Below are 16,326 nucleotides of genomic sequence, written 5' to 3' on the forward strand. Positions count from 1 at the left end.
GCCAGGTGGAAGTCTTCTGTTGCATCGCATGAGCTGGGCCCTCTCGGCTTCCAGCTCGCATGTGCGTTTGTACGGCGCTCGTCGACCCGAGGTGTGACGGCCCAACGTGCCCGGTCAGGTCCGGTCGATGTGCACGTTCGTGGACTTCACGCGCGCGGTGGCCTCCATGCCCACCTCCAGGCCCAGTTCCTCCACCGCCTCCCGGGTCAGCAGCGAGACGAGCCGGTGCGGGCCCGCCTGGATCTCCACCTGGGCGGCGACGTCGCCGAGCTTGATCGCGGTGACGATGCCGGGGAAGGCGTTGCGGGCCGAGGTGTACGAGGTGTCCTCCTCGGCGGCGCTCGCCTTGGCCAGTTCGACCGAGAACGCGGCGAGGTCCCTGCCGTCGATGAGCCGCCGTCCGGATTCGTCGCGGTGCGTGGCCACCCGGCCCGCGTCGGCCCAGCGGCGGGCGGTGTCCGGGCTGACGCCGAGCAGCCGCGCGGCCTGACCGATCGTGTAGGACTGCATGCCGGTCACGATAGGGCCACGTACCCGGGAACCGTGGGCGCGGGTCGGCCGTCGGAGGTGCCGTGATCGCGCCGTACCGTGCGCGGTTCCAGCGTTCCGGCCGCGCGGCTCGGCTCAGCCCGTGTGCACCCGTGGCCGGAGTTCGCGGTCCGGTTCCGCCTCGCGCAGTACTTCGCGGGTGACCGGGGCGACCTCGCCCTGGCCGAAGAGGAAGAACCGGAGGAAGTTGGCGAACGGATTGCCCTCGGTCCACTCGAAGTAGATGTGCGGGGTGCAGCCGGTGACGTCACGGACGTGCAGCAGCAGTGCGGCGAGGGCGTTCGGGATGGAGGCGGACTCCAGCGTCAGCACCCGGTAGCGGCCGTGCAGCACCTCGCCACGGACGGTGAGGCCCGCCTCGAACTCGGAGGGGTCGGTGACCGTGACCTCGACGAAGACGAAGTCCTCCTGCTCGGGCATGTCGTTGTCGGCGCGGATCTGCTCGATCTTGTCGCGGTACTCGGCCTTGTCCCGGCGGTCCGGCTCGTTGGCGATGAACCGCATCTTGCGGCTGGCCATGTCCCGTATGAAGCGTTCCGCCATGGGATCGAGCGACACGCTGGTGACGCGCAGCTCGAAGGCGCGGGCCAGCCGGGACAGCAGGGAGACCAGGACGATGCCCGCGATGAAACAGGCACCGATCTTCACGCCGTCCGGGCGCTCGATGACGTTCACGACGGTCGTGTAGAGGAACACCACCGAGATCACCGCGAACGTGACGGTCCAGCCGCGCTGTCCCGCCTTGCGCGCGGCGATGGTCACGGCGATCGCGGCCGAGCTGATCAGCACCAGCACACCGGTGGCGTAGGCGCCGCCCTGCTTGTCGACGTTGGCGTCGAAGATCCAGGTCACCAGGAAGGCCACCAGGGTGAAGACGATGACCATCGGGCGCACGGCCCGCGCCCAGTGCGGCGCCATGCCGTAGCGGGGCAGATAGCGCGGCATCAGGTTGAGCAGGCCGGCCATGGCGGAGGCGCCCGCGAACCACAGGATGGCGATGGTCGAGACGTCGTACACCGTGCCGAAGGCGTTGCCCAGGTACTCGTGCGCGAGGTAGGCGAGCGCGCGGCCGTTGGCCTGGCCGCCCGTCTTGAACTCCTTCTCCGGGATCAGCAGCGTGGTGATGAAGCTCGTGGCGATCAGGAAGCAGCTCATGATCAGCGCGGCGGTGGTCAGCAGCTTCTTGGTGTCCCGGATCCGGCCGACGGGCCGCTCTTCGGTGTCGCCGGCGTCGCCCTTCACATGCGGCATGACGGCGACACCGGTCTCGAAGCCCGACAGGCCCAGGGCGAGCTTCGGGAAGACGATCAGTGCCACGCCGATCATCGCGAAGACGTTCCCGTGCTGCGTGGTCAGCGCGCTGCTCCAGTCCATGATCACGTGCCCGGCGGTGACGACGTGCCATATGCCGGTGATCACGACGACGAGGTTGAGCAGGAGGTACACGCCCACCAGGGCGACCGCGACCCCGATCGCCTCCAGGAAGCCCTTGAGGAAGACGGCGCCGAGCAGTGCCACGAGGAACAGCGTGATCACCATCTGCTTGCCCTGCAGGGCCTCCGTCAGATGCGGGTTCTCCACCAGGTGGGTGGAGGCGTCGGCGGCGGACAGCGTGATGGTGATGAGGAAGTCCGTCGCCGCGAAGCCCAGCAGCGTGAGCACGAACAGCTTGCCCTGCCAGAACGACAGCAGCCGCTCCAGCATCGCGATCGAGCCCTCGCCGCGCGGGCTCTCCTCGGCGACCCTTCGGTAGACCGGCAGCGCGCCGGCCAGCGTCACGACGACGAGCACGATGGTCGCCACGGGCGACAGCAGACCGGCGGCCAGGGCCGCGATGCCGGGCTGGTAGCCGAGGGTGGAGAAGTAGTCGACACCGGTCAGGCACATCACCCGCCACCAGCGCTGTCCCTGGTGCGGGGGCTCCGGCTCGGCGTGGGGTCCGGTGTGGCCACCGCCCTTGCCCATGTCGGACAGGCCCTCCAGCATCCACGCGCGCAGGCGGCTGGTACTGGGAGGGCGCTCGGTCGTGACCATCGGCGTGCTCCTGATGTGCGGCTCAGCTCTTTGCGGCCATCACGCGGACGGCGGCACCAGCGTAAGCAGAGCGTGACGCCTGGGCCTATGGATCACGGCTCGGGCGGCGTCAAGCTTGCGTTAAGAATGGCCCGCGAGCGGAGAGACCGCACCAAGAAGGGGAGGCCGGGGCGGGTCGGCCGGGATGGGGCGGAGCGGAGGAGCGCGGAGAGTCGGCGCGTGAGGGGGCCGGGCGGCGGCCACCGAGCGTCACTCCAGACCCGACGCCCGGAACACACCGAGGGCCGTCTCGCGGTCCACGCGGCGGGCCAGGCGGTGCAGCGCCGACGTGCCGAACAGCAGCGTGCCGGCGGCCTCCGAGCGGCGGGCGCCCTCGTCCAGCCGGAACCACAGCTCCGGGTTGCGGATCAGGACCTCCGGGTCGATCTCGATCCGGTTGCCGAGGGCGTCCCGCAGCACCAGGCGCTGGGTGACACCGTCCAGCGGGCGCACCGCGGTCAGCAGATCGGTGCGGACGCGGCGGGTGCGGTACAGGCGCCGGCCGGTCAGCCAGCCCCGTCCGGCGGACACGCGCACCGGGAACAGCACGAGGAGCAGGAGCAGGGCCAGCAGCAGCCACAGGGCACCGCGCCACCAGGTCAGCGAGCCAGCCGCCCAGTCGACGCACAGCAGCAGGCCGAACAGCGCGCCGGCACAGCGGGCCGACGTGCGTGCGTCCTTGGTCCAGCCGCGGTCGTACACCACCGTCCCGGTGCCGGACGGGTATGCGCCGGTCGGCTGGGGGCGGGTGTCGTTGCCGTGCTCCATGAGGGAAACGGTAGTCCGCCCAGGGTGCCCGGGGTCCCCCTTGACGGTGCTCTGACGGCTCAGCACCTGTTCTTGACGGGACGACAGCGGGCCCGGCGTCACCCCCGCGCCTCACTCGCCGGTGCGTGACCCGGTCGCCCCCTTCACAACCCCCGGGTGTCGATGCGCAGATGCCACGTGTTGCGGCGGTGGACGGACAGCAGCTCCGATTCCAGCGGGGACGGGGGTACCGCCAGGACCGGGCAGACCGCGTGGGCCAGGCAGTGCCGGGAGACCCGGCCCGAGAACGCCCGTTGCAGTCCGCGCCGCCCGGTGCCCACGACCAGGACGTCGTCCTCCCGGTTCGCCGTCGCCACCAGCGCCGGGCCGGGGGCGCCGCGTACGACGACGGGCTGCATCGGCACACCGGGACCCTCGGCGTCGAAGATCTCCTCCAGCACCGAGGCCAGCCGCTGCTTGGCGAGCCGCTGCCACTCCTCGACCAGCAGTCCGGCGGCGGGGGAGCGCCGCGCCGCGGAGTCACCGCCCGGTGGCTCCCAGGCCAGCACGGGCCACAGCTCGGCTCTCAGCCGGCGGGCCAGCGCGGTGGCCCGCCGCAGGGCCGTGACGCTGTTCAGCGAGCCGCTCACGCCGACGACCACGCGCGTGACCGCCGAGGCGTCGTAACCGGACATGACTCACGACTCCACCGTTCCGGAGGGGCACCGCCGGAGCGGGTGACACCCGTGACACCCGCGGGGCGTCCCCGCTGCGAGGTCCTCGCTTCCTTCCATCCCACTCCCGTGCCGGCGATTCGACCAGCCGGGCGGCACGCACACCCCCACGAACGCCTCTCCGGCCGTTAAAATTCGGCGCTCAGAACGAAACTTTCGAGCGCCTCCAGGAGGCGAACATGAGAACCTACGACAATCCCGTCATCCCGGGCTTCCACCCCGACCCCAGCGTGTGCCGGGTCGGCGACGACTACTACCTGGTGTGTTCCAGCTTCGAGTACTTCCCCGGCGTTCCGCTGTTCCACAGCCGGGACCTGGTGCACTGGCGCCAGCTCGGCAACGTGCTGGACCGGCCGGAGCAGTTGGACCTGCCCGACGACGTCCCGGCGTCCGCCGGCATCTACGCGCCGACGATCCGCTACCACGACGGACTCTTCCACGTCATCACCACCAGCGCGGGCGCCGGCGGCACCTTCCTCGTCACCGCGGAGCGCCCCGAGGGCCCCTGGTCCGACCCGGTGTGGATCGATCTGCCCGGCATCGACCCCGACCTGGCCTGGGACGAGGACGGTACCTGCTGGGTCGCGATGGCCGGGGTCAGCGTCGCCCGGATCGACCCGCGCACCGGACGGGTGCTGGAGGGCCCGCTGCCGATGTGGTCCGGCACCGGCCTGCGGGACCCCGAGGCCCCGCACCTGTACCGGATCGGCGACTGGTGGTACCTGCTGCTCGCCGAGGGCGGCACCGCACTGGGCCACGGTGTCTCCGTGGCGCGCGCCCGCTCGCCGCGCGGTCCCTGGGAACCGGCTCCCGGCAACCCGCTGCTGTCCCACCGCGGCACCGGCCTGCCCATCCAGTGCACCGGCCACGGCGACCTGGTCCAGGCGGCCGACGGAACCTGGTGGATGGTGCTGCTCGGCACCCGGCCCCGCGGCTGGTTCCCGGAGTTCCACGTCCTCGGCAGGGAGACGTTCCTGGTCCCGGTGGAGTGGGCCGACGGCTGGCCGCGGACGGGCCCGGTCCAGGAGCGGCATCCGGCACCGGCCGCCTGGGCGCCCGTCGAACAGCCGCCGGTACGGGACGACTTCACCGGGCCGGTGCTCGCGCCGCACTGGATATCCCCGCGACGCCGGCCCGAGGGCTGCTGGTCGCTGACCGAGCGGCCGGGCCGTCTCACCCTGACCGCCACCGGTGACAGCCTCGACCGGCCCGGGTACACCTTCGTCGGCCGCCGCCAGCAGCACCACGACTGCCGGGCGGCGGCGTCGCTGGAGCCCGGCGAGGCCGCGCGCGCGGGGCTGTCGGTGCGGCTGGACGAGGCCCACCACTACGACCTGGAGGTGAGCGGGGGTACCGCGGCCGTGATCGCGCGGATCGGACCGCTGCGGCAGCGTGTCGCCGAACACGCGGTGCCGGCGGGTCCGGTCACCCTGGCCGTCGAGATCCGCGCCACCCGGGACCCCGGGACGCAGCACGGCCCCGACACCCTCGCCTTCTCCGTGGGAACCGCCGGGGGAACCGTCCGGCTCGCCGAACTCGACGGCCGCTATCTGTCCACGGAGGTGGCCGCCGGCTTCACCGGTCGGGTCATCGGCATGTACGTCACCGAGGGGCGCGCGGCCTTCGACTGGTTCGAGTACGCGCCCGCCACGCCGTAGGCGACCCCCTGACGCGCCGAACGATTTCGAAAGTTTCGAAAGGGTGGGGTGGGGGCCTGGTCCGGGACGCACCCGGGCACGCGTCGGGGCCGGAGCGCACGGGTCATGTGCGGCCGGCCCCTCGGGGCACCGGGCCCCTGTCAGGTCACTGTGCCGGGCCCAGGTCGGGTCACCGTGCCGCGCTCAGGCGGCGGTCATCACCTGTTCCGCACCGAGCGGGCGGTGCGGGGCGATGATGCGGCCGTCGGGCAGCAGCTCACCGGTGTCCTCGAACAGCAGGACGCCGTTGCACAGCAGGCTCCACCCCTGCTCCGGGTGGTGCGCCACGAGGCGGGCGGACTCCCGGTCGGCGGATTCGGCTGGTGGGCAAGGCGGCTGGTGCTGGCACATGGGCGGGATCTTTCGCTCTGTCGTGATCATGTCCGTCCCCCGTGGTGATGAGTCGGTCGGAAACCAGTGTTGTCCTCTGGGCGTCGTTCCGCAGGGATTTCACAGCACCGCTTCTCACAGGTTCAGGACGCGTCACCCGGGCGGACGGTTCAGTCCAACTGCACTGTCCCTTCGGGTGGTTCGCAGTGGCCGGATGGGACTAGTCCGGATGGCCCCGGGCGGTGAAGTGCTCGAAAGACAGTCGTACCCCGCTTCCCTCGCGGGCAGCGGGGTACGCGGGCGTCGGTCAGGCAGGCGAGCCGAGCAGCGGGAGAGGAGTCGCCCGATGGGTCAGCACCGGAAGCAACTCGGCGACCGGAAAGGGACGGTGCGTCGGAATGCCGGGCGGTGCGGGCGCCAGCGGTACGAGCAGATCGGTGGCGGCGGGATGGCCCTCGCTGCCGTCGCCGGAGCAGTCGCCGTGCAGCCACAGGGTGAGCATGTACAGCCCGGGGACGGACAACAGCCGCGCCTGGTACGGCTGTTGCAGGGCCTCGGCCTGTTGCAGGGCGCGTTCGGTGGAGGCGACGTACGGGCCCTCGAAGAAGTGCGAGAAGGCCCAGCCGTCGGGAGTCAGCATGGTCTCGGCCGCGGCCACCGCGCGATCACCGCACCGGATCAGGAAGCGCCAGCCGGCCAGTCGGGTCGCGGACAGGCCTTGCGCGGTGATCCGGTCCAGCACGTGGACGGGCAACGGGAGTTCCGGTGTGGCCGGACCCTGCGCGGCGCGCAGGGAAGGAGTACGGGCCTCACGGACCGCGGTGGGGGAACCGAGGGCGGTGAGGACGGAGCGCAGGGCAGGCGCGGGGGCAGGGGGCACGTGCAGCGGCATGTGGGTCGCCTCTCATTCGACAGGCGCGGCGGCGCGAGGAGGGTGGGGCGGACGGCGCTGTCAGCTCACGGAAGGCCGGAGAGGTGGGGGCCCGGGTTGGTGTGAAAGAGAGTGCGGCTCGGTCTGCCGCCCGTCAACGGGGACGGCAGGAACACCGCGGAAACCAGGACCGAGGGCGCCAACCTTCTGCCTTGTGGACGAAGTTTATACGACGTGTGTTCGGCCGGTGTTTCGTCTATCCGATTCCGGCCGGTCGGGCAAGGCGGAATTAGGTCGTCGATTTGCGGAAATCATCCCGATTTCCGGACCGGGCCCCCGTCGCTGACCTCGTCATACGCACCGGTAACGGTCGGCCGAATGTCGTCGGCGTTTTTCACGAGGCGTGCGGGGCACCCGAAGGTGCGAGTGCGGCATGCCCCGTGAATGTGCCGCCGGGAACATTCAGACAGACTAGCGGGCGGCGGGCCCGCGCGGGACGTTATCGATCGCTTCGGCTGGGCATCATCCCACCTGACCCGGGAGCCAGGCGGCCGGATCGTCGGCCCGCCCATCCGAGGAGGGACACTTCGATGGGGGAGAAGGTCGTGGCAGGGCAGTTCGACCTGTCCGATCGCCAGCGCTACCGCGAAAAGCTCCAGCAGTGCCTGACGGGACTGGAGCGGCTGCTGCGCGAGAAGCGATTCGATCGTCCCAAGAATCTCATGGGAGTCGAGATCGAGTTGAATCTCGCCGGGTCGGACGGTATGCCGAAAATGTTGAACGGGCAGGTACTGGAGCGCATCGCGAGCCGCGACTTCCAAACAGAACTCGCCATGTTCAACCTGGAAGTCAACATAGCCCCACACCGGCTGGGCGGCCGGGTATTCGACCGGCTCGCCGAGGAACTGCGCACCTCGCTCGCCTACGCCGACCGCAAGGCCGGCGAGGTGGACGCGGGCATCGTCATGATCGGCATCCTGCCCACCCTCGACCGGGACGACCTGGTCTCCTCCAACCTCTCCGAGGTCGACCGCTACACGCTCCTCAACGACCAGATCGTCGCCGCACGCGGAGAGGACTTCCGGCTCGACATCGAGGGCGTGGAGCACCTCGTCTGCACCTCGAAGTCGATCGTGCCCGAGGCCGCGTGCACCTCCCTTCAACTGCACCTGCAGGTCACCCCGGGGCGGTTCGCCGACGTGTGGAACGCGGCCCAGGCGGCCTCCGCCGCGCAGATCGCCGTCGGTGCCAACTCACCGTTCCTCTTCGGGCACGAGCTGTGGCGCGAGTCCCGGCCCCCGCTGTTCCTGCAGTCCACCGACACCCGGCCGCCCGAGCTCCAGGCGCAGGGCGTCCGGCCGCGCACCTGGTTCGGCGAGCGGTGGATCACCTCCGCGTACGACCTGTTCGAGGAGAACCTGCGCTACTTCCCGGCCCTGCTGCCGATCTGCGACGACGAGGAGCCGCTGGAGGTCATCGAGGCCGGCGGGGTGCCCAAGCTCGCCGAGCTCGTGCTGCACAACGGCACGATCTACCGCTGGAACCGGCCGGTGTACGGCATCGCGGACGGCGTCCCGCACCTCAGGGTGGAGAACAGGGTGCTGCCGGCCGGGCCGACCATCACCGACGTGATCGCCAACGCGGCCTTCTACTACGGCCTCGTCCGCGCCCTCGCCGAGGAGTCCCGGCCGGTGTGGACCCGGCTGCCGTTCGCCGCGGCCGAGGCGAACTTCGACGCGGCGTGCCGGTACGGCATCGACGCGCGCTTCGTGTGGCCCCGGCGGGGGCGGTACGGCGGCGCGGGCGAGGTCGACGCCGTCACGCTGGTCCGCGACGAGCTGCTGCCGCTCGCCTCGGCCGGACTGGACGCGTGGGGTGTGGAGGCCGCCGACCGGGACCTCTACCTGGGCGTGATCGAGGAACGCTGCCGGCGCCGGGTCAACGGGGCGTCCTGGCAGGCGGCCACCTTCCACCGGGCGCTGGAGCAGGGGCTGTCGCGGCAGGCGGCCCTGGCGGCGACGACGCGGCGGTACGCCGAGCTGATGCATGTGGGGGAGCCGGTGCACACGTGGCCGGTCGGGTTGCCGGAACCGGTCCCGCTGGGCTGAGCGCCAGGCTCCGCCGAGCCACTGGAGAGGCCGACCCACCCCCGGCCGTGCCCGGGGGTGGGGGGTGCATCGCAGGGGCTGGTCACGGGTCGGGGCCGCGCGAGTCGCCGGCTGAGGAGTGGGCGCTGAGTGTCGTGCCGCGGAGAGGAGACGGCGGTGGGCGGCGCGGGGGTGTGTCGGCGGTGTCAGCGGCGGACGGCAGGGGGCTGCCGTAAGGCCGTACGACCAGGCGTCGGGGTGGCGGGGGGCATGGCGCGCCCTTCACAGTTCCTTCTGCGATCCTTGCCAGGCGAAGGGTGGGCCAGTGGCCCGTGAGCCGGCTGGAGGCAGGGGTGCAGGTGGAGGCTGACTCGGTGGCCGATTCCGCGGCGCGGCAGCGCGACCCGCGGCGGATCCTGCGGGACGAGACGCTGCTCGTCCTCGCGCTCTCGCTCGGGGCGAGCGGGGTGTCCGCGCTGATCAGTTTCATCGGCTCGGTCACCAAGCCGGGCGGCCTGAAGGACCAGGCGGCCACCCTCAACGCCTCCGCCGCCCCCGGCCGCCCCTGGCTGGACCTGGCCTGGCAGCTCTTCGGCATCGCCACCGCGCTGGTCCCCGTGGCACTCGTCGCCCACCTGCTGCTGCGCGAGGGCGCGGGCCTGCGCACCCTCGGCTTCGACCGCACCCGTCCCTGGCCAGACCTCGCCCGGGGTGCCGGCATCGCGGCCGTGATCGGCAGCACCGGCATCGCCTTCTACCTCGCCGCCCGCGGCCTCGGCTTCAACCTCACCGTCGTACCCGAGGCACTTCCGGACGTGTGGTGGAAGTACCCGGTGCTCATCCTCTCCGCGCTGCAGAACGCGATCCTCGAAGAGGTGATCGTCGTCGGCTACCTGCTGCGGAGGCTGGGGCAGTTGGGCTGGACCCCGGGGGCGGCACTGGTGGCCAGCGCGGTCCTGCGCGGCTCGTACCACCTCTACCAGGGCATCGGCGGCTTCCTCGGCAACATGGTCATGGGCGTGGTGTTCGTCTACCTGTACCGCCGCTGGGGCCGGGTCGGACCGCTGGTCGTCGCGCACTCCCTGCTCGACATCGGCGCGTTCGTCGGCTACGCCCTCCTCGCGGGCAAGGTGGGCTGGCTGCCGACCGCCTGAGCGAGCCCTCAGGCGCGCAGTTCGCCGTCGATGACCGTCACCGCGAAGCCGGTGAGCAGGGTGCGCCCGCCCCGCAGGCCGGTGCGGACCAGCCCGGTGCGGCGGGAGGCCTGGAGCCCGGTGAGGTCGTCGCGGCCGAGGCGGGTGGACCAGTGCGGGGCGAGCGCGGTGTGGGCGCTGCCGGTCACCGGGTCCTCGTCGATGCCGACGTTCGGGAAGAAGCAACGGGAGACGAAGTCGTAGCCACGGGCCGGGTCGTCGGCGCGGGCGGTGGCGATGATGCCGCGCGAGGAGTAGGCGCCGAGGGCCCGGTGGTCGGGGGAGAGGCCGAGCACGGTCTTCTCGTCGGCTAGTTCGACCAGCAGGTCACCGACGTTCGGGCCGGTGTCGAACGCGGCGACCGGCCGCGCGCCGAGCGCCTCGGCCACCCCGGCCGGGATGTCGACCGGCGTCAGCGGGGCGGTCGGGAAGTCGAGGGTGATCGAGCCGTCCGCGCCGGGCGTGGCGATCAGCACGCCGCTGCGGGTGGCGAACCGCACCGGACCCTCGTGGGCGCCGGTGGTGTGCAGGACGTGGGCCGTGGCGAGGGTGGCGTGGCCGCACATCGCGACTTCGGTGACGGGCGTGAACCAGCGCAGCGCCCAGTCCGCCTCGCCGCCCGCGGGCAGCCGGTGCGCGAAAGCCGTCTCGGCGTGGTTGACCTCCATGGCGACGTTCTGGAGCCAGTCGTCCTCCGGAAAGACGTCGTCCAGGAGCAGGACCCCGGCCGGATTGCCGGCGAAGGGGCGGTCGGTGAAGGCGTCGACGATTCGGATGCGCATGGCGCCGACGCTAGCGGCTGCGACGGCCCCCGGACCAAGGCCAATTCGGGGATGCCGGACTGATTCCCGGCCTGGCCCGCCGCACGGGGACCAGCGGGCGCGCGCCCCTGTGCATCACGTTCCCCCTCGCCGGGAAGGGGGTTGTCAGGCGATCGGTTCCGATATATCGTTGAAGCATCGCGAACGATATGCGATGCAGACGTGACAGATCAACGATGGAATGGAGTGATCACGATGCGCACCCACGGTTTCGAGCGTGGACATCGGCACGAGGGCCCCGGCCGGCGGGGCATGGGCGGCTTCGGTGGCTTCGACGGACGACGGGCCGCCTTCGGGCCCTTCGGCCCCGGCGGACCGGGCTTCGGTCCCGGCGGACCCGGTTTCGGACCGGGTCCTTGGGGGCCGCGCGGTAGGGGCGGTCCGCGCGGGCGGGCACGGCGCGGTGACGTACGCGCCTCGATCCTGGCCCTGCTCAAGGACCGGCCCATGCACGGCTACGAGATGATCCAGGAGATCGCCGAACGCAGCGGCGGCGCCTGGAAGCCCAGCCCCGGCTCCGTCTACCCGACCCTCCAACTGCTGGAGGACGAGGGTCTGATCGTCAGCGAGAGCGAGGGCGGCAAGAAGCTGTTCTCCCTGACCGAGAGTGGACGCGCCGTCGCCGACGAGGGGCCGGACGCCCCCTGGGAGGAGGCCTCGCGCGGAGTCGACTGGGAGGCCCTCACCGAGATCCGCCAGGCGGGCTTCGGCCTGATGGAGGCCTTCGGCCAGGTGTGGAAGACCGGCAGCAAGGAGCAGCGCGAGAAGGCGCTCGCCGTCATCAACGACGCCCGCAAGAAGCTGTACCTCATCCTCGCCGACGAGCACTGAGCCTCGTAATACACGAGCCGTCGCCGCACGACGGTCCGGGCGCCCCGCGGTATCCGCGCGGGGCGCCTTCGTCCGTTCCGGCTCGGGTGCCCCTCGGCTCAGGCCACCAGGCCGTCCAGCTTGCGCAGTGACTCGTTCAGCGCGGCCGCCGCCGAGTCCTTGAGCTTGCCCGCCATCAACGACACCGCGGCGCCGGTGAACTCCCCGTCGATGCGGAGGGTCGTGGCGTCCCCGTCCGGGGTCAGCGTGTAGCGGGTGGCGACGGTCACCGCCATCGGGCCCTTGCCGCGGATCGCGAACACCCGAGCCGGTTCGAGCTCCTCGATGGTCCAGTCGACCTGCGCCGGAAAGCCCATCAGCTTCATGTTCTCCTGGAACGTGCCGCCCACGGCCAGGGTCTCCGGGCCGCCCCGCGGGAAGCTGGTGTGGGTCGCGTTCCACGCCCCGTACGACGGCCAGTCGGTGAGCTGGGCCCACACCTTCTCGGCCGGCGCCTGGATGCGTGCCTCCGCGCTGACTTCGGCCATGCGACCACCCCTTCGGATCGGGCGTATCGGGCTACGGTGTCGCGGAACGTAGCCGCACGGGCGCGAACATTCAATATTGATGAACCGTCAGGAACTGTGTGGGAGGTCCCGTCCGTGCGCGGGATCGGTCTGATCTCCTCCGTAAGGATGAGATCCGGGTCGCCGATGTCCACTCCGCGTGGGACGCGAAAATGGTTCCCCTCGTGGATGCCCCGTCCCGTTGAGGCTGATGAGGTAGGGGATGTGCAACCCCGTACAGCCCACCGGACCGCCGATGACGCAGCGGTTCCGCACCAGGACGGCGCTGCCGGGCTCGGTGCCGAGCTGGCAGCGGTGGTCGCCGCTGCCCGCCGGAGGGCCGTCCGGGACAGGGACCGCCACACCGACACCGCCCATCTGCTGCACGCCCTGCTGGAACACGACCCCGAGGCCCGCGCCGCCGTCGGGGGTCCGCAGCGGCTCGCCCGGGTCCTCGGCTACCTGGTGCAGCGCAGCATCGGCTACGGACTGCGCTGGCAGGGCAGCGTGGAGGACTCGGGCGCGATTCCCCTCGTCCCCGCTCCGGCCGGCCCCGTCGGCCCCGCCGGTCTCGACGCTCCGGGCAAGGGTGCCGACGGCTGGTCCCCCGCCGCGTCCGCCGCGCTCGCGGACGCCCGCGCGCGTGCCCGGCGGCGGGGCGCGCCCCGCGTCGCCGGCACCGACCTGCTCGCGGCGCTCGCCGCGGACCCGCGGTCCCGGGCGGTCGAGGTCCTCGAACGCGCCGGCATCCCCGCGCGCGAACTGTCCGCGCGGATCGAGTCGGGAGCGGACGTGTACGCCGACGACGGCGGGCCGACCCGCTGACCCCTTGGTTCCGCTCCGTCCCGGCCCTCTGCCCCCTCTTTTTTGGCCCTCTCGTCCCCGCTGACGGGCTCGTCCACCAGCTGAGACAGGTGTCACCGGGGGTGACGCTCCTGTCGTCGCCTGTCATCATGTGCCGGTGCGTACGTCTGTGAGCAGTCAGGACAGCCCCGGCAAGGGAGCCGGGCTCGGTCTAGCGCTCGGCTCGGCGCTGGCCTTCGGCGGGTCCGGAGTGGCCGCCAAGCCGCTGATCGAGGCGGGGCTCGACCCGCTCCACGTGGTGTGGCTGCGGGTGGCGGGCGCCGCCCTGGTGATGCTGCCGGTCGCGATCCGGCACCGGGCGCTGCCCCGCCGCCGGCCGGCGCTGCTCGCCGGGTTCGGACTGCTCGCCGTCGCCGGTGTCCAGGCCTGTTACTTCGCCGCGCTCTCCCGGATACCCGTCGGCGTGGCCCTGCTCGTCGAGTACCTGGCTCCCGCCCTGGTGCTGGGCTGGGTGCGGTTCGTGCAGCGGCGGCCCGTCAGCCGCGCCGCCGCGCTCGGCGTGGTCCTCGCCGCCGGCGGTCTCGCCTGCGTGGTCGAGGTCTGGTCCGGCCTGAGCTTCGACGCGCTGGGCCTGGTGCTCGCCCTCGGCGCCGCCTGCTGCCAGGTCGGCTACTTCGTACTGTCCGACCAGGGCAGCGACGCGGGTGACGCGGCGCCGGACCCGCTCGGCGTCATCGCCTACGGGCTGCTCGTCGGCGCCGCCGTCCTGACCGCGGTGGCCCGCCCCTGGAGCATGGACTGGTCGGTGCTGACCGGTTCCGCGCAGCTGAACGGCACCGCCGTACCGGCCGTCGCCCTGCTCGCCTGGATCGTGCTGGTCGCCACAGTCATCGCGTACGTCACCGGCGTGCTGTCCGTGCGCCGGCTGTCGCCGCAGGTCGCCGGGGTCGTCGCCTGTCTGGAGGCGGTCATCGCGACCGTGCTGGCCTGGGTGCTGCTCGGCGAGCACCTGTCCGCGCCGCAGGTCGCCGGGGGCGCGGTCGTGCTGGTCGGCGCGTTCATCGCCCAGTCCGCCACCCCGGCCGGAGGTTCCTCGGAGCCGGTCGTCTCGGGTGGCGCGGAAAGGGAGTTGTCCGCGCGGGGTACGGCCGCCTAGAGTCCCGGCCATGGCGCACCTCGCACTCGTCCTCTCGCCCCCGGCCGCCTGAGGCGGGCCTCCGGGTCTCGCCCGGCGCGTGCGCGCCGGGCCGGACGGTGCTGCCCGCAGATGAAGTCCGTGCGCCCCGCCGAAGCGGGACGCTCCCGAACTTCCGCACCTCCACGTGCGCTTCTGCGGAGAGATTCCCTTGTCGACCTTGTCGCACCCTGCTTCAGGCCTGCCCGTCGGGCGTGGCCTGCTCTACCTGATCGTCACCGGTGCCGCCTGGGGCACCGTGGGCGCCGCCGCCTCGCTGGTGTACCGGACCAGTGACATGGGCGCCTTCGCCCTCTCCTTCTGGCGCTGCGCGCTGGGGCTCGCCCTCCTGCTGGCCGGCCGGCTGCTGCGGCCGCGCGTCCGCCGTACGGGCCCGGCCCGGCCCCTGCGGCTGCGGCGCACGCTCGTGAGGGCGCCGGCCACCGGGCTCGGCCTGGCCGTGTTCCAGACCGCCTACTTCGCGGCGGTGGCGTCGACCGGGCTGGCCGTGGCCACCGTCGTGACCCTCGGCGCGGGCCCCGTGCTCATCGCGCTCGGCGCCCGGCTGCTGCTCGGGGAACGGCTCGGCGCCGGCGGTGTCGCGGCGGTCGCCGGTGCGCTCGCCGGGCTGGCCGTGCTCACCTTCGGCGGCTCGGCCGCGACCGTACGGCCGACGGGTGTGCTGCTGGCCCTGGCCTCGGCGGCGGGCTACGGCGCGATGACCCTGCTCACCCGCTGGTGGGGGAGGGCCGGCGGCGCCGACGCCGCCGGCACCACGGTGGGCGCCTTCGCCGTGACCAGCCTGTGCCTGCTGCCGTTCGCGGTGGCGGAGGGGCTGCTCCCGCACACCGCCCACCCGGTCCGGCTGCTGTGGCTGCTGCTCTACGTCGCCGCCGTGCCCACGGCCCTCGCGTACGCGTTCTACTTCGCCGGAGCAGCCGTCGTCCGGTCCGCGACCGTCTCCGTGATCATGCTGCTGGAGCCGGTGACCGCGGCCGTGCTCGCCGTCGCCCTGCTCGGTGAGCGGCTCACGGTGACCACGGCGGCCGGCACCCTGCTGATGCTCGGCGCGGTCGCGGGCCTGGCGGTGAGCGAGACCCGCGCGGCCGGCCGGCGGGAACCGGCCCCGGTGTGACCCTGCGCCGCTACCGCGCCGCCAGGTAGTCCGGCAGTTCGATGCCGGGCGCCAGGTCGGCGTTGCGGACCGGTGTGGCGTAACCCTTGCGGAGCGGGACGACCCCGGCCCAGTGCGGCAGGTCCATGTCCTCGGGCTCGTCGCCGGCGTCACCGGTGCGGACCTTGGCCGACACCTCCTCCAGGTCCAGGCGGATGACCGCGGTGGCGGCCAGCTCCTTCTTGTTCGCGGGCCGGGAGTCGGCGGCCCGGCCCGGGACGACATGGTCGACCAGCGCGTCCAGGGCCAGCCGCCGTTCCTCGGGGTCGGTGACCTCGTGCGCGACGCCGTGCACCACGACCGAGCGGTAGTTGATCGTGTGGTGGAAGGCGGAGCGGGCCAGCACGAGCCCGTCGACGTGGGTGACCGTCAGGCACACCGGCAGACCCGGGTCGGCCTGGCCGGTCATCCGCAGCGGCCGGGAGCCGGTCGAACCGTGCACGTAGAGCCGCTCGCCGACCCGGCCGTACAGCGTCGGCAGCACCACCGGGGCGCCGTTCCGGACGAAGCCGAGGTGGCACACGTACCCCTCGTCCAGAATCGCGTGGACCAGCTCCTTGTCGTACGACGCCCGCTCCGCGGAGCGCGTGGGCACGGTCCGGTCGGTCGGCGTGTAGGCGGCGGCCCGCGTGTCCTCGGTCGTGCCCTGCATGTCGGTCCCCTCCGATGGCGGCGAGTTTTGCACTAGTGCATAAT

16 protein-coding genes are annotated in these 16,326 nt (G+C 72.3%); 7 read left to right on the forward strand and 9 right to left on the reverse strand.

The window, feature by feature from the left end; genetic code table 11:
• Positions 1-114 precede the first annotated feature (114 nt).
• From OO52_RS30695 to OO52_RS30710, 4 genes are all read right to left on the reverse strand, one after another.
• Positions 115-510, reverse strand: a complete 396-nt coding sequence (locus OO52_RS30695) for a TOBE domain-containing protein (RefSeq protein WP_030656391.1) — start codon at positions 508-510, stop codon at positions 115-117.
• Between the two features lie 114 nt (positions 511-624).
• The gene (locus tag OO52_RS30700; protein ID WP_030656392.1) at positions 625-2,583 is read right to left on the reverse strand and encodes an APC family permease; all 1,959 of its coding nucleotides are present in this window, start codon (positions 2,581-2,583) and stop codon (positions 625-627) included.
• A gap of 249 nt (positions 2,584-2,832) precedes the next feature.
• Complete coding sequence (locus OO52_RS30705) at positions 2,833-3,390, reverse strand: hypothetical protein (protein ID WP_030656394.1); 558 nt, start codon at positions 3,388-3,390, stop codon at positions 2,833-2,835.
• 143 nt (positions 3,391-3,533) lie between these two features.
• Complete coding sequence (locus tag OO52_RS30710; protein ID WP_030656396.1) at positions 3,534-4,064, reverse strand: universal stress protein; 531 nt, start codon at positions 4,062-4,064, stop codon at positions 3,534-3,536.
• A gap of 218 nt (positions 4,065-4,282) precedes the next feature.
• Here OO52_RS30710 and OO52_RS30715 point away from each other — a divergent pair, with 218 nt between their 5' ends.
• Entirely contained in the window at positions 4,283-5,761 is a 1,479-nt protein-coding gene (locus tag OO52_RS30715; protein WP_030656398.1) for a glycoside hydrolase family 43 protein, read from the forward strand.
• Positions 5,762-5,944: 183 nt separating this feature from the next.
• On the opposite strand, the gene OO52_RS30720 is transcribed toward OO52_RS30715, so the two are convergent.
• Positions 5,945-6,151 (reverse strand): DUF5999 family protein, encoded by a 207-nt coding sequence (locus OO52_RS30720; protein WP_030603474.1) that lies wholly within the window; start codon positions 6,149-6,151, stop codon positions 5,945-5,947.
• A 286-nt stretch (positions 6,152-6,437) separates the two neighbouring features.
• Complete coding sequence (locus tag OO52_RS30725; RefSeq protein ID WP_030656400.1) at positions 6,438-7,022, reverse strand: hypothetical protein; 585 nt, start codon at positions 7,020-7,022, stop codon at positions 6,438-6,440.
• Between the two features lie 569 nt (positions 7,023-7,591).
• On the opposite strand from OO52_RS30725, the gene OO52_RS30730 reads away from it, so the two are divergent.
• Together OO52_RS30730 and OO52_RS30735 are read left to right on the forward strand one after the other, a co-directional pair.
• A complete protein-coding gene (locus tag OO52_RS30730) occupies positions 7,592-9,109 on the forward strand; it encodes a glutamate--cysteine ligase (RefSeq protein WP_030656402.1) in 1,518 nt (505 codons plus the stop codon).
• 332 nt (positions 9,110-9,441) lie between these two features.
• The gene (locus OO52_RS30735; protein ID WP_030656404.1) at positions 9,442-10,242 is read left to right on the forward strand and encodes a CPBP family intramembrane glutamic endopeptidase; all 801 of its coding nucleotides are present in this window, start codon (positions 9,442-9,444) and stop codon (positions 10,240-10,242) included.
• A gap of 8 nt (positions 10,243-10,250) precedes the next feature.
• Here the strand turns inward: OO52_RS30735 and OO52_RS30740 are convergent, their stop codons facing one another.
• Positions 10,251-11,063 carry a PhzF family phenazine biosynthesis protein gene (locus OO52_RS30740; protein WP_030656406.1) on the reverse strand — a complete coding sequence of 271 codons (813 nt, stop codon included), beginning with the start codon at positions 11,061-11,063 and terminating at the stop codon, positions 10,251-10,253.
• Positions 11,064-11,297: 234 nt separating this feature from the next.
• On the opposite strand from OO52_RS30740, the gene OO52_RS30745 reads away from it, so the two are divergent.
• Positions 11,298-11,933, forward strand: a complete 636-nt coding sequence (locus OO52_RS30745; protein ID WP_030656409.1) for a PadR family transcriptional regulator — start codon at positions 11,298-11,300, stop codon at positions 11,931-11,933.
• 98 nt (positions 11,934-12,031) lie between these two features.
• On the opposite strand, the gene OO52_RS30750 is transcribed toward OO52_RS30745, so the two are convergent.
• The gene (locus OO52_RS30750; RefSeq protein ID WP_030656411.1) at positions 12,032-12,460 is read right to left on the reverse strand and encodes a type II toxin-antitoxin system Rv0910 family toxin; all 429 of its coding nucleotides are present in this window, start codon (positions 12,458-12,460) and stop codon (positions 12,032-12,034) included.
• Between the two features lie 243 nt (positions 12,461-12,703).
• Here OO52_RS30750 and OO52_RS30755 point away from each other — a divergent pair, with 243 nt between their 5' ends.
• The 3 genes from OO52_RS30755 to OO52_RS30765 all read left to right on the forward strand — a co-directional run bounded on the left by OO52_RS30755 (position 12,704) and on the right by OO52_RS30765 (position 15,591).
• Positions 12,704-13,303, forward strand: coding sequence for a Clp protease N-terminal domain-containing protein (locus OO52_RS30755; protein ID WP_234328792.1), 600 nt, complete (start codon positions 12,704-12,706; stop codon positions 13,301-13,303).
• A 130-nt stretch (positions 13,304-13,433) separates the two neighbouring features.
• Positions 13,434-14,438: an EamA family transporter gene (locus OO52_RS30760; protein WP_030656415.1), complete on the forward strand. Its 1,005-nt coding sequence runs from the start codon at positions 13,434-13,436 to the stop codon at positions 14,436-14,438.
• A 199-nt stretch (positions 14,439-14,637) separates the two neighbouring features.
• A complete protein-coding gene (locus OO52_RS30765) occupies positions 14,638-15,591 on the forward strand; it encodes a DMT family transporter (protein ID WP_030656417.1) in 954 nt (317 codons plus the stop codon).
• Positions 15,592-15,601: 10 nt separating this feature from the next.
• Here OO52_RS30765 and OO52_RS30770 read toward each other — a convergent pair whose 3' ends face one another.
• Positions 15,602-16,282 carry a pyridoxamine 5'-phosphate oxidase family protein gene (locus OO52_RS30770; RefSeq protein ID WP_030656420.1) on the reverse strand — a complete coding sequence of 227 codons (681 nt, stop codon included), beginning with the start codon at positions 16,280-16,282 and terminating at the stop codon, positions 15,602-15,604.
• Between the last annotated feature and the right edge of the window lie 44 nt (positions 16,283-16,326).

It is taken from the genome of Streptomyces flaveolus (assembly GCF_000716535.1).
Lineage (GTDB): Bacteria > Actinomycetota > Actinomycetes > Streptomycetales > Streptomycetaceae > Streptomyces > Streptomyces flaveolus_A.